The sequence below is a fragment of the Variovorax sp. OV329 genome (assembly GCF_900114785.1).
Lineage (GTDB): Bacteria > Pseudomonadota > Gammaproteobacteria > Burkholderiales > Burkholderiaceae_C > Variovorax.
The window spans coordinates 24,401-36,483 of record NZ_FOUG01000018.1 but is presented as its reverse complement, the minus strand read 5'-3'; the positions used below and the strand labels follow the sequence as shown (position 1 = coordinate 36,483).

At 68.8% G+C, this 12,083-nt stretch carries 11 protein-coding genes; 9 read left to right on the top strand and 2 right to left on the bottom strand.

What is annotated here, in order from left to right:
- Nucleotides 1–53: 53 nt before the first annotated feature.
- The 8 genes from BM345_RS23810 to BM345_RS23775 all read left to right on the top strand — a co-directional run bounded on the left by BM345_RS23810 (nucleotide 54) and on the right by BM345_RS23775 (nucleotide 9,386).
- Nucleotides 54–1,421: an LLM class flavin-dependent oxidoreductase gene (locus BM345_RS23810; RefSeq protein WP_093384613.1), complete on the top strand. Its 1,368-nt coding sequence runs from the start codon at nucleotides 54–56 to the stop codon at nucleotides 1,419–1,421.
- The gene (locus BM345_RS23805; RefSeq protein ID WP_093384610.1) at nucleotides 1,418–2,668 is read left to right on the top strand and encodes an acyl-CoA dehydrogenase family protein; all 1,251 of its coding nucleotides are present in this window, start codon (nucleotides 1,418–1,420) and stop codon (nucleotides 2,666–2,668) included. The genes BM345_RS23810 and BM345_RS23805 overlap by 4 nt, the downstream gene beginning before the upstream one ends.
- 137 nt (nucleotides 2,669–2,805) lie before the next feature.
- Entirely contained in the window at nucleotides 2,806–4,332 is a 1,527-nt protein-coding gene (locus BM345_RS23800) for an amidohydrolase family protein (protein WP_093384608.1), read from the top strand.
- A 16-nt stretch (nucleotides 4,333–4,348) separates the two neighbouring features.
- Nucleotides 4,349–5,455: an ABC transporter substrate-binding protein gene (locus BM345_RS23795; RefSeq protein ID WP_093384605.1), complete on the top strand. Its 1,107-nt coding sequence runs from the start codon at nucleotides 4,349–4,351 to the stop codon at nucleotides 5,453–5,455.
- Nucleotides 5,445–6,305 (top strand): ABC transporter permease, encoded by an 861-nt coding sequence (locus BM345_RS23790; protein ID WP_093384602.1) that lies wholly within the window; start codon nucleotides 5,445–5,447, stop codon nucleotides 6,303–6,305. The genes BM345_RS23795 and BM345_RS23790 overlap by 11 nt, the downstream gene beginning before the upstream one ends.
- The gene (locus BM345_RS23785; RefSeq protein WP_093384599.1) at nucleotides 6,302–7,117 is read left to right on the top strand and encodes an ABC transporter permease; all 816 of its coding nucleotides are present in this window, start codon (nucleotides 6,302–6,304) and stop codon (nucleotides 7,115–7,117) included. The genes BM345_RS23790 and BM345_RS23785 overlap by 4 nt, the downstream gene beginning before the upstream one ends.
- Nucleotides 7,114–7,962, top strand: coding sequence for an ABC transporter ATP-binding protein (locus tag BM345_RS23780; RefSeq protein ID WP_093384596.1), 849 nt, complete (start codon nucleotides 7,114–7,116; stop codon nucleotides 7,960–7,962). Before BM345_RS23785 ends, BM345_RS23780 begins: the two co-directional genes overlap by 4 nt.
- Nucleotides 7,963–8,105: 143 nt before the next feature.
- Entirely contained in the window at nucleotides 8,106–9,386 is a 1,281-nt protein-coding gene (locus BM345_RS23775) for a DUF3422 family protein (RefSeq protein ID WP_093384592.1), read from the top strand.
- Nucleotides 9,387–9,399: 13 nt separating this feature from the next.
- Here the strand turns inward: BM345_RS23775 and BM345_RS23770 are convergent, their stop codons facing one another.
- Both BM345_RS23770 and BM345_RS23765 read right to left on the bottom strand, forming a co-directional pair.
- On the bottom strand, nucleotides 9,400–10,920 hold the full coding sequence (locus BM345_RS23770; RefSeq protein WP_093384848.1) for a tripartite tricarboxylate transporter permease: 1,521 nt from the start codon (nucleotides 10,918–10,920) through the stop codon (nucleotides 9,400–9,402).
- A gap of 5 nt (nucleotides 10,921–10,925) precedes the next feature.
- The gene (locus BM345_RS23765; protein ID WP_093384589.1) at nucleotides 10,926–11,420 is read right to left on the bottom strand and encodes a tripartite tricarboxylate transporter TctB family protein; all 495 of its coding nucleotides are present in this window, start codon (nucleotides 11,418–11,420) and stop codon (nucleotides 10,926–10,928) included.
- Between the two features lie 242 nt (nucleotides 11,421–11,662).
- Here BM345_RS23765 and BM345_RS23760 point away from each other — a divergent pair, with 242 nt between their 5' ends.
- Entirely contained in the window at nucleotides 11,663–12,082 is a 420-nt protein-coding gene (locus BM345_RS23760) for a MarR family winged helix-turn-helix transcriptional regulator (RefSeq protein ID WP_093384587.1), read from the top strand.
- Nucleotide 12,083: the final 1 nt, after the last annotated feature.

Here is a 12,083-nt window from a genome sequence, read left to right as displayed (position 1 = left end):
ACCGCAGCCGCCTCCTTCGTGGCGGCTGCCTTTTTTTGCGAGCCACACGACACATGAGCACCTCATCCCGCCAGTTCAGCCTGGGCGCCTTCCTGATGCAGACCGGCCATCACATCGCCGGCTGGCGCCATCCCGATGCACAAGCCGACGCCGGCAGCAACTTCAGGCACTACGTCGAGCTGGCCCGCAAGGCCGAGGCCGCGAAGTTCGACGCCATCTTCCTGGCCGACTCGGTGGGCGTGCGCAGCACCCACCTGCCCTCGCTCGCCCGCACCGCGCGCGCCGACCACTTCGAACCACTGACGCTGCTGGCGGCGCTGGCGGCAGTGACCGAGCGCATCGGCCTCATCGCCACCGTCTCGACCTCCTTCAACGAGCCCTTCAACGTCGCGCGCAAGTTCGCCTCGCTCGACCAGATCAGCGGCGGCCGCGCCGGCTGGAACCTGGTCACCTCCAGCGGCGGGGCGGAAGCGCGCAACTTCAACCGCGAAGCGCACTTCGAGCACGCGCTGCGCTACGAGCGAGCCTCCGAGTTCCACGACGTGGTCACGGGCCTGTGGGACAGCTGGCAGGAAGACAGCTTCGTGCGCGACAAGGCGGGCGGCATCTACGTGGACACCGGCAAGCTGCATGTGCTGGGCCACAAGGGCACGCACTTCCAGGTGCAGGGGCCGCTCAACGTCAACCGCTCGCCGCAGGGCCGGCCGGTGGTGGTGCAGGCGGGCGCTTCCGAAGCGGGCAAGGAACTGGCGGCGCGCACGGCCGAGGTGATCTTCGTGGCACACCAGACCTTCGAGGAAGCCCAGGCCTTCTATGCCGACATCAAGGGCCGCCTGGCCCGCCACGGCCGCGGGCGAGACGAAGTGAAGATCATGCCGGGCATCTTCCCGGTGGTTGGCCGCACCGAGGCCGAGGCACAGGAGAAGTTCGAGCAACTGCAGTCGCTGGTCGACCCGGTGGTGGGCCTGCAGCTGCTGTCCACGGTGATCGGCGACATCGATTTGTCCGCCCATCCGATCGACGGGCCCTTGCCCGCGCTGCCCGAGACCAACGGCCCCAAGAGCCGCCAGCAGCTGCTGGTGGACCTGGCGCGCCGCGAGGGCCTGAGCATCCGCCAGCTGTACCTGCGCATCGCCGGGGCCCGCGGCCACCAGCAGGTGGTGGGCACGCCCGTGCAGATCGCCGACCAGCTTCAGCAATGGTTCGAGGAAGGCGCGGCCGACGGCTTCAACATCATGGCGCCCTGGTTTCCCGGTGGCCTGGACGACTTCATCGAGCTGGTGCTGCCCGAGCTGCGCCGCCGCGGCCTGTTCCGCAGCGACTACCAGGGGCGCACGCTGCGTGAACACCTGGGACTGCGCAAGCCGGTCCATCCGAGCGGCCCGCTGGCGGCGCAGCACGAGGAAGCGGTGACGGCATGAGCGCGAGCGACAGTCCCACCGACGCACTGGACCATCCGTGGGGCGCGCTGCCCAGCGCGCGCTACGAGGAGCTGGCACGGAAGTTCCGCCCGACCATCGAGCGCATCCGCGCCGGCGCGGTGGAGCGCGACCTGGAGCACAAGCTGCCGCACGAAGAGATCCGCTGGCTGCGCGAGACCGGCTTCACCTCGCTGCGCCTGCCGGCCGAGTTCGGAGGCTTCAACGCCACCATTCCCGAGCTGTTCTCCCTGCTCATCGAGCTGGGCGCCGCGGACACCAACGTGGTCAATGCCTTGCGGGCACACCTGGGCTTCGGGGAGAACGTGCTCCATGCCACCGACGTGTCCTGGCGCCGGCGCTGGCTGGATCGCCTGGCCAACGGCGACCTGATCGGATCGGGAGTCTCGGAAACGGGCGATGCCAAGGTCGGGACTTTCGCGACCACGCTGCGCTTGACCAGTGCCGGGCTGCGCCTGTCGGGCCGCAAGTTCTACACCACCGGCTCCCTTTATGCCGACTGGATCAACACCACGGCCAACAACGAGGCCGGCGAGCCCGTATACATCACGGTGCCGCGCAGCGCTTCGGGCGTTTCGGTCGTCGACGACTGGGACGGTTTCGGCCAGGCCCTCACGGCCAGCGGTACCGCGCACTTCATCGACGTCGCCATAGATCCGACTTGGATCAATCCCACCGGCTATCGCTTCGCCTACGCGGCGCCCTTCCACCAGATGGTGCACATCGCCTCGCTGGCCGGCATCGGCCGCGCGCTGGCCGACGACCTCGCAACGCGGGTGCGCGAGCGCGACCGCAGCTACAGCCACGGCAACTCGGCGCGCGTGGCCGACGACCCGCAGATCCTGCAGGTGGTGGGCCGCGTGCGCGGCGCAGCCTATGCCGCGGGGGCGGTCACGCTGCATGCGGCCGCGGCCCTGCAGCGCGCCGACGACGCGCAACGCGACCGGAACGCGGGCGAGGAAGAACGGAGCGCTGCGACACGGGCCGCGCAGGTCGAGGTGGACCAGGCGGTGTCGGTCGTGACCGAACTCATCCTGAAGGCCAGCACTGAACTCTTCGATGCACTCGGCGCCTCGGCAACGCTGCGCACCCACGGGCTCGACCGCTACTGGCGCAACGCGCGAACCATTTCATCGCACAACCCGCGGGTGTACCGCGAGCGGCAGGTGGGTGCCTTCGCGGTCAACGGCACCGCGCCGCCCCTGGCCTACCGCATCGGCAAGGCCTGAAGAGGCCGCCGGGCCGCATGCCTGCGGCATATCCGCTGGCCGCTCAATCAAATGCGAAAGCCTTCTTTGCCAGCGCGCGGGCCGGTCCCTAAGGTGGGCCCTCATCTCCTTCACGCGCAGACCTTTGGAGCCCCCCTGTGAACACTCGCATCAGCCCCCTCAAAGCCTCTCGCTCCGCCGCGCTCAAGTCGCGGCTGGACCATCCGGTGATCGACACCGACGTGCATGTCAACGACTACACGCCGGTGCTCGAGGACTACATCGCCCAGTACGGCGGCCCCAGCCTGGTGGATGCGCTGCGCAAGGCGCTGGGCGGGCGCTTCGTCACGCGTGACGGCGGCGGCAAGGACTGGTACCAGCAGACGCCGGCCGAACGCCAGCACCACCGCACCTTGCGCGCGCCCTGGTGGCCTCGCGTGACGCGCAACACTTACGACCTGGCCACCTACACCATCCCCGCGCTGCTGTACGAGCGCCTGGCCGAGCAGGGCTCGGACTACTCGGTGCTGTTTCCCAACGACGTGCTGTCGCCGGCCGCCGCGGGCACCGAGTTCCGCCAGCCGCTGCACCGTGCGCTGAACCATTTCCACGCCGACCAGTACCGCGCCTATGCCGACCGGCTCACGCCGGTGGCTGGCATCCCGATGCACACGCCGCAGGAAGCCATCGAGGAACTGGAGTTCGCGGTGAAGACGCTCGGCCTGAAGGTCATCAACATCCCGGGCGGCGTGCGCCGGCCCATTCCGGCCATTGCCGAGAAGTACCCGAAGGAACAGCATCCGGATGTCGCCAGGCACGTGGGCTACATCGACTTCTACGGCATCGACAGCCCGCACGACTACGACCCCTTCTGGGCCAAGGTGGTGGAGCTGGGCGTGCCCGTCACCACGCACTACGGCAGCCAGGGCTGGACCGGGCGGCACTCTATCAGCAACTACATGTTCAACCACGTGGGCCACTTCGCCGACGGCTCGCAAGCCTTTGCCAAGGCGCTGTTCTTCGGTGGTGTCACGCGGCGCTTTCCGGGTCTTCGTGTGGGCCTGCTCGAAGGCGGCGCGGACTGGGGCTCTCACGTCTACACCCACTTGGTCGACCGCTGGGAAAAGCGCAACCGCGAGGCGGTGCGCAACTACGACCCGGCCGAGGTCGACGTCGAACTGCTGGCCGCGCTCTTCGAGCAGCACGGCGGCGCGCTGCTGCAGGGCCGCAAGGTGGACAAGGCCAGCCTGGTGCGCGACAGCCTGGGCATCTCCGCCCTGCCCCACAGCCGCGAGCCGCGTGCCGACGAGATCGACGACTTCGCGCTGGCGGGCATCGAGAAGGTGGAGGACATCCGGGCCCGCTGGATCGACCCCTTCTTCTTCGGCTCCGAGGCCGATGACCGCACCGTGGCGGCGGCCTTCAATTCGCGCGTGAATCCGGGCAACGTGAAGGTGAACGCGATCTGGTCCTCCGACGTGGGGCACTGGGACGTGCCCGAATTCACCGAGCCGCTGGCCGAGACCTGGGACCTGGTCGAGCAGGGCGTGATCTCCGCGCAGGACTTCCGCGCCTTCGTGTTCGAGAACCCGCTGCGCTTCTACACCGAGGCCAACGCGAATTTCTTCGAGGGCACGCAGGTCGGCGAGAAGCTGAAGCCGCAGCAGCCGAAGAAGGCCGCCTGAAGACAGGAGCACGAACATGCAAGCGATCTCCCTTCGTACCTTCGCGCGCTGGACCGGCGCACTCGCCTGCGCCTGGCTGCTGGCGGCCCTCCCGGCCCACGCCGCACCCGAGGTCATCCGCATCGGCGTGGCCACCGCCGGTGGCGGCGACCCCGTCACCTGGGGCGGCTCGCCCGGTGGCGTGGCGCGCAATCAACAATGGCTGGAGGAGGAATTCAAGAACTCCGGCACGCGCGTGGAGTGGCTCTTCTTCAAGGGCGCCGGCCCGGCGGTGAACGAGGCCCTGTCGAACAAGCAGATCGACTTCGCCTACCAGGGCGACCTGCCCTCGCTGGTGGGCCGCTCCAACGGCCTGGACACGAAGCTGCTGCTGGCCAGCGGCACGCGCAACAACCTCTACGTGGTGGTGCCGCCGCAATCGGACATCAGGACCATCAAGGACCTGAAGGACCGCAAGGTCTCGATCTTCCGCGGCACCAACGGCCACCTGGTGGCGGTGAACGTGCTGGCCGCCAACGGGCTGGCCGAGCGCGACATCAAGGGCGTCAACCTGGACACCGGCAGTGCCCAGGCCGCGCTGGTGTCCAACGGCGTGGATGCGGCCTTCGGCGGCTACGAATGGTTCAAGGTGCGCGACCAGGGCCTGGCGCGGGTCGTGTACTCCACGCAGGGGCAGGACCCGTCCTATACCCGGCAGGCGGGGCTGCTGGTGCGCGGTGATTTCGAGAAGGCGAACCCGGCCGAAGTGCAGCGCGTGGTCGACGTCTTCGTGCGCGCGGCGCAATGGTCCTCCGACGAGAAGAACCGCGCGGCGCTGTTCGAGACCTGGGCAAAGAGCGGCACGCCGGTCAAGTCCTGGGAGGCCGAGTTCGAGAACCAGAGCCTGGCCGACCGCAACTCGCCGCTGCTGGACGACTTCGTGGTGGGCCGCTACAAGGCCGTGGCCGCCGATGCGCTCAAGCTCAAGCTGATCCGGCGCAGCGTGACGGTGGACGACTGGATCGAGCCCAAGTACCTGCGCGCCTCGCTCAAGAAGCAGGGGCTGGAAGGCAACTGGCGGGCCTACGACGCCAAGGGCAAGCCGCTGGGCGGCGGCGCCTCGGTCGCGACCAATGCACGTTGATTCCGCTTCTGCCGCCACCGCCACGCTGAAAGCCGATGGCGAGTTGTCGGTGGCCTCCGCCGCGGGTGGCCGTGCCGGGGCCACGGCCGTCGGCGCGCGGCTGCGGCGCATCGGCGGCGCATTGCTGCCCTGGCTGCTTCCCGCGGCGCTGCTGACGCTGTGGATCGCCGGCGCCGCGGCGGGCTGGATTTCGCCGCAGGTGCTGCCGCCGCCGCAGTTCGTGCTGGACACGCTGCGCGACCTGGCCAGCAGCGGCGATCTGTGGCTGCACGTCTCGGCCAGCCTGCAGCGGGTGCTGGTGGGTTTTGCGGCCGGTGCGCTGCTGGGCCTGCTGCTGGGCTCGGCCATGGGACTGTCGCGCACGGTGGAGGCCTACCTGCTGCCCAGCTTCAATGCGCTGGTGCAGATTCCGGTGCTGGGCTGGCTGCCTTTCGTGCTGCTGCTGGTGGGCATCGGCGAGCCGTTGAAGTACATCCTGATCGCCAAGGCGGCGCTGGTGCCCGTGGCGCTCAACACGCTGCAGGGTTTCCGCCAGACGCCGACCGCGCTGCGCGAGGTCGGCGACGCCTACGGCTACACGCCGCGCCAGCAGGTGCTGGAGATCGTGCTGCCGCATGCCGTGCCGACGCTCTTCACCGGCCTGCGGCTGGGCTTCACCAAGGCCTGGCTCTCGCTGGTCGTGGTGGAGCTCGTCGCGTCCAGCGAGGGCCTGGGCTACCTCATCGTCTACGGCCGGCAACTCTTCCAGCTGGACCAGGTGATGGCGGCGGTGATCGTGGTGGGTGCCATCGGCTACGCCATCGACCGCGTGCTGGACTGGGCCGAGCGCCGCGTGGGGGCCGCCCGATGAGCGCCGCATCGACCGAGCGCGCGGAACTCGCGACGCTGGAGCCGCTGCGCGCCGAGGCGGCGAGGCGCTGGCGGGGCCTGGTGCTGCCCTTGGCCGCAATCGCGCTGTGGTGGCTGGTGGCGCACCTGGAACTGGTGAATTCCGCCCTGCTGGTGTCGCCCGCCAAGGTGCTGGCCACCGCCTGGGAACAGGTTTCCACCGGCCGCCTGTGGCGGGCCCTGGGCGCGAGCCTGGCGCGCGAGGCCACGGGCTTCCTGATCGGCACCGCGGGCGGCCTGCTGCTGGGCGCGTTCCTCGGCTTGTCGCCGCTGTTCAACCGCCTCGTCGGGCCGAGCTTCAACACCTTCAAGCAGATCTCGCTGTTTGCGTGGATCCCGCTGATCTCCGTCTGGTTCGGGCTGGGCGACGTGGCCAAGGTGGTGTTCCTGTCGCTGGCGGCGCTGGTGCCGGTGGTGGTCAACACCTGCGACGGCATCCGCACGGCCCCGCCGGCGCTGCTGGAAGTGGCGCGGGTCTACGGCTTCACGCGCTGGCAGACGATCTGGCAGGTGGTGCTGCCCGCGGCGCTGCCGGCGATCTTCACCGGCGTGTACCTGGCGCTGATCTATTCGTGGCTGGCGACGATCGGTGCGGAGTACCTGCTGGTGTCGGGACGCGGCATCGGCAACACGCTGATCGAAGGCAGCGAGCATTTCCGCATGGACCTGGTGCTCTTCGGCATGGTGGTCATCGGCCTGGTGGGCTGGAGCATGAACGCTTCGGCCCGCATCCTGGAGCGCCGGCTGGCGCGTTGGTTGGGGAGAAGCACTTGAGCACGTCCGTCATTTCCACGCAGAACGACCTCCTGATCAGCGGGCTGGGCAAGCGCTACGCCAGCACCCAGGCCAGGGGGGGCGAGCTGCAGGTGCTGCAGGGCATCGACCTGCACGTGCCCGAGGGCCGCTTCGTGAGCATCGTGGGCGCCAGCGGCTGCGGCAAGTCCACGCTGCTGCGCCTGGTGCTCGGCCTCGACGCGCAGTACGAGGGCAGGATCCTCCTGGGCGGCAACCCGATCTCGGGCACCGGGCCCGAGCGCGGCATCGTCTTCCAGGACCACCGGTTGTTCCCCTGGCTCACGGTCGAGCAGAACATTGCCGTGGGCCTGCGCAACGCGCCGCTGTCGACGGCGGACAAGCGCCGGCGGGTGGCCGAGCACGTGGAGCTGGTGGGCCTGCAGGGCTTCGAGCAATCGTGGCCGCACCAGATCTCGGGCGGCATGGCCCAGCGCGTGGCCATCGCGCGCGGGCTGGTCAACCGGCCGCGCGTGCTGCTGCTGGACGAGCCCTTCGGCGCGCTGGACGCGCTGACCCGTTCGCGCCTGCAGAACGAAATGCAGCGTATCTGGCAGGCAGAGCGCATCACGATGCTGCTGGTGACCCACGACGTGGAGGAGGCGGTCTTCCTGGGGGACCAGGTGGTGGTGATGCAGCCACATCCGGGCCGCATTCGCCGCATCCTGGACGTCGACCTGCCTCATCCGCGCAACCGCAGCGATCCGCGCTTCATCGCGCTGCGCGACGATGTGCTGGGTGACTTCACCGATTCGACGACCGAGCAGCGCGCCAGAAGCCCCGCCACGCCTGCGCCAAGGGCACACACGCTGCAGATGGCCTGGTGAGGCGTTCGGCCTCGGTGCCGCGACTGCCGGGGCGAGGGCGGAGCGAGACGAAGTTGCCATCCACGACTTGAGCTTCCCAGGCCCAGGGCCTGCGCCGTTGCCAACGGGCAATAAGATGGCCCCCGTCCCCATCCAGGCCAGCCATGATCCACCTGACGCAGCATCCCGAACGCGTGCCCCTTCACAACGAGGTCCACGCCCGGCCGCCCGAGGCCATGGCCGCGCCGCTGGCCATTGCGCACCTGGTCATGTTCGCGGATGCGCAGGGGCACGCCCGAAGCCGGCAGCACCTGGCCGCATTGCTGCGCGACCATCACAAGGCGCTGCCCGACGAGGACACCACCCACCTGCGCATCGAGCTGGGTTCGTTCCGGCTGCGATGGGAGCTGCATACCGAATTCGTCAGCTGGACCTTCGCGGTCCGCCTGCCGGCTGACAAGGGTTCGCTGCCTGCCAGCGCGGTGGATGCCGTCCCCCAGGACTGGCTGGCTGCCCTGCCGGGCCAGTGCCTCAGCAGCCTGGACATGTGGTTGCTGCCCGGCCTCCCCGAGGGCGATGATTTCCGCAGCAACCACCACGGGCTGCGCGACGATGCGCTGGTGGGCTCGGCGGTGGCGGGCGACGCGGCGCAGGTGTTCACCGACTTCGCCATCCATGCGAACGGCTTCTCGCGCTTCCTGCTCTATGCGGGAGAGCTCCCGGCCCGCAGGCTCGGCCGGCTGGTGCAGCGGCTGCTGGAGATCGAGAGCTACCGGATGGCGGCCATGCTCGGCCTGCCCGCGGCAAGGCAGGCGGGCAGCGCGCTGGCAAGCGCCGAAGGCGACCTTGCCGAACTGGCGCAGGCCATCCAGAGTGCCGAGCGGCACGAGGAAGCCCGCCTGCTGGACCGCCTCACCCGACTAGCCGCCAAGGTGGAAAGCGAATACGCCGCGACCCACTCGCGCTTCTCCGCCAGCGGCGCCTACTTCGAGCTGATGGACCAGCGCATCGCCCAGATCAACGAGACGCCCTTGAAGGGCCTGCAGACCATCGGCGAGTTCATCGAGCGGCGGGTGACGCCCGCACGCAAGACCTGCGAGTGGGCCGCGCGCCGGCAGGATGCACTCTCGCGCCGCGTCTCGCGCATCAGCAACCTGCTGCGCACGCGGGTGGAGATCGAGCAGCAGCACAACAGCCAGGCCCTGCTCGAGGCGCTCAACCAGCGGCAGGACGTGCAGTTGCGGCTTCAGGCGACCGTCGAAGGCCTGTCAGTGGCCGCCATCACCTACTACATCGTCGGGCTGGTGAGCTACCTGGCCAAGGCCGGCCAGGGCGTGGGATGGCCGCTGTCGCCCGAGACCACGGCCGCCCTGGCGATTCCGCTGGTGGCCGGATCGGTGTGGTGGTCCATGCGCAGGCTGCACCGCAAGATGTTCCCGCACTGAAGGGCCAGGCCGCCTACCCCGCCTCCTCCACGAAGGCCTCTTCGCGCTTGGAGCGTATCGAGGGCGCCAGCACCACCACCAGCAGCAGCAGCGCCGCCATCAGCAGGCCCAGCGAGATGGGCCGCGTGCCGAACACGCTCCAGTCGCCGCGCGACAGCAGCAGCGCCCGCCGCAAATTCTCTTCCATCATCGGCCCCAGGATCAGCCCCAGCAGCAGCGGTGCCGGCTCGCAGCCCAGCTTGAGGAAGGCGTAGCCGACGATGCCGAAGAGGGCCACCAGCCAGATGTCGAACACGTTGTTGTTGGTCGAGTACACGCCGATCGCGCAGAACAGGACGATGGCGGGGAACAACCAGCGGTAGGGAATGGTGAGCAGCTTGACCCACAGGCCGATGAGCGGCAGGTTCAGGATCACCAGCATGAGGTTGCCGATCCACATCGAGGCGATCAGGCCCCAGAACAGCTCGGGGTTGCTGGTCATCACCTGCGGGCCGGGCTGGATGTTGTGGATGGTCATGGCGCCCACCATCAGCGCCATTACCGAGTTGGGCGGAATGCCCAGCGTCAGCATCGGGATGAAGGAGGTCTGCGCACCCGCGTTGTTGGCGGCCTCGGGCGCGGCCACGCCGCGGATGTTGCCCTTGCCGAAGGGCACCTCGCCGGGCTTGAGGCGGGTCTTCTTCTCGATGGTGTAGGCCGCGAAGGCGGACAGCAGCGCGCCGCCGCCGGGCAGAATGCCCAGGGCAGAACCCAGCGCGGTGCCGCGCAACACGGCGGGAGCCATGCGCTTGAAGTCCTCGCTGGTCGGGAACAGGCCCGAGACCTTGGCGGTGAACACCTCGCGCTCCTCGTCGGGCCGCGCCAGGTTCGCGATGATCTCGCCGTAGCCGAACACACCCATGGCCACCGCGATGAAGCTCAGGCCGTCGGTGAGCTCCGGAACGTCGAAGGAGAAGCGCGCCACGCCCGAGTTGACGTCGGTGCCCACCAGGCCCAGCAGCAGCCCCAGCAGGATCATGCAGATGGCCTTGATGAGCGAGCCCGAGGCAAGCACCACGGCACCGATCAGGCCCAGCACCATCAGCGAGAAATATTCGGCAGGGCCGAACTTGAAGGCGATCTCGGTCAAGGGCGGCGCAAAGGCCGCAAGCATGAGCGTGCCCACGCAGCCGGCAAAGAAGGAGCCCAGACCGGCGGCGGCCAGGGCCGCGCCTCCGCGCCCCTGCTTGGCCATCTGGTGCCCGTCGATCACCGTCACGACCGAGGACGCCTCGCCCGGCAGGTTCACCAGGATGGCGGTGGTCGAGCCCCCGTACTGCGAGCCGTAATAGATGCCCGCCAGCATGATGAGCGCCGCAACGGGCGGCAGTGCGTAGGTGGCCGGCAGCAGCATCGCGACCGTGGCGGTGGGGCCGATGCCGGGCAGCACGCCGATCAGCGTGCCCAGCAGGCAGCCGATGAACGCGTACAGCAGGTTCTGCAGGCTGACGGCGGTGGCGAAGCCCAGCGAGAGGTTGTTGATGAGGTCGTGCATGGTGCTCAGCCGGTGATGAAGGTCGGCCACACCTGGAACTGCAGGTTCAGTCCCAGGATGAAAGTGAGGTAGCTGCCGATGGCCAGCACGGTGGCCAGCACCACGGCCATCTTCATGCTGAAGTTGCTGCCGGCCATGCAGGCCACCACCACCAGCGCGTAGATCGCGACGATCAGGCCCATGGCCGGGAGCCCGATGGCGTTCACCCCGGCGAGCAGCAAGCCGAACAGCAGGTTCGCTCCAATGATCAGCCCCAGCGGCTTCCACGCGATCTTGCCAATGGGCTCGCCATCGCCCTCGCTTGCGCCGATGGACGAGCCCACCACGACCAGGCCGAGCACCCCCAGGAGCACGCCGATCATCAGCGGAAAGTAGCCGGGGCCCATGCGCGCCGCGGTGCCGACGTTGTAGTTGGTGGCGCCGGTGGCAAAGGCCACGCCCACGCAGGCAAACATCAGGCCAGCGACGAGGTTCTTCTTGCTCTTGATCTGGACATGCATAGGCAGTGCTCCCTGGGTATCGATGGACTCGGTGGTTGTGGCGGTGGATGCGGATGCGGATGACGGCGCTGGCGCCGGGCCGCGGCGAGGACGACGAGCGCCCTCCATGCGCGCGGCCCAAGCTTTCAGACCGCTTTCGAATACATCATGGTATGAGGTTTATTACATCACAATGTGAGTAATTACCCTGGGAGGCCGCCGCCGGCCGCTGCTACATTCGGCGCTGCCCTTTGCCAGCCAACATGCCCAGCCCCAAACGCACGATCGACAAGCAAGGCCTGGAGGCCTTGTCGGACTTCCGCTTCAGGCTGCGCAGCTTCCTGCGCTTCACCGAGGACGCGGCGCGCTTGCACGGCATCACGGTGCTGCAGTACCAGGTGCTGCTGCACACGCAGGGATTTCCGGGGCGGGAGTGGGCCTCGATCAGCGAGATCGCGGAGCGCCTGCAGGCCCAGCCGCATGGCGTGGTGGCGCTGGTCTCACGCTGCGAGGAAGCCGGCCTGGTCGAGCGGCGCGCCAGCACCATGGACCGCAGGCAGGTGGAGGTTCACCTGCTGCCGGCCGGGCGCGAAAAGCTGGAGGTGCTGGCGACGGAGTTCTCGGAGCACGTGTCCGAACTCGCGGAGGTTGTCGCCTTCGCGCGCAAGTCCCGGCTGTCCTGAA

Bases quoted from the DNA above. Each gene is read 5' to 3' on its own strand.
- BM345_RS23810 (WP_093384613.1), top strand. From the start codon at position 54: ATGAGCACCTCATCCCGCCAGTTCAGCCTGGGCGCCTTCCTGATGCAG.
- BM345_RS23805 (WP_093384610.1), top strand. From the start codon at position 1,418: ATGAGCGCGAGCGACAGTCCCACCGACGCACTGGACCATCCGTGGGGC.
- BM345_RS23795 (WP_093384605.1), top strand. From the start codon at position 4,349: ATGCAAGCGATCTCCCTTCGTACCTTCGCGCGCTGGACCGGCGCACTC.
- BM345_RS23790 (WP_093384602.1), top strand. From the start codon at position 5,445: ATGCACGTTGATTCCGCTTCTGCCGCCACCGCCACGCTGAAAGCCGAT.
- BM345_RS23785 (WP_093384599.1), top strand. From the start codon at position 6,302: ATGAGCGCCGCATCGACCGAGCGCGCGGAACTCGCGACGCTGGAGCCG.
- BM345_RS23775 (WP_093384592.1), top strand. From the start codon at position 8,106: ATGATCCACCTGACGCAGCATCCCGAACGCGTGCCCCTTCACAACGAG.
- BM345_RS23770 (WP_093384848.1), bottom strand. From the start codon at position 10,920: ATGCACGACCTCATCAACAACCTCTCGCTGGGCTTCGCCACCGCCGTC.
- BM345_RS23765 (WP_093384589.1), bottom strand. From the start codon at position 11,420: ATGCATGTCCAGATCAAGAGCAAGAAGAACCTCGTCGCTGGCCTGATG.
- BM345_RS23760 (WP_093384587.1), top strand. From the start codon at position 11,663: ATGCCCAGCCCCAAACGCACGATCGACAAGCAAGGCCTGGAGGCCTTG.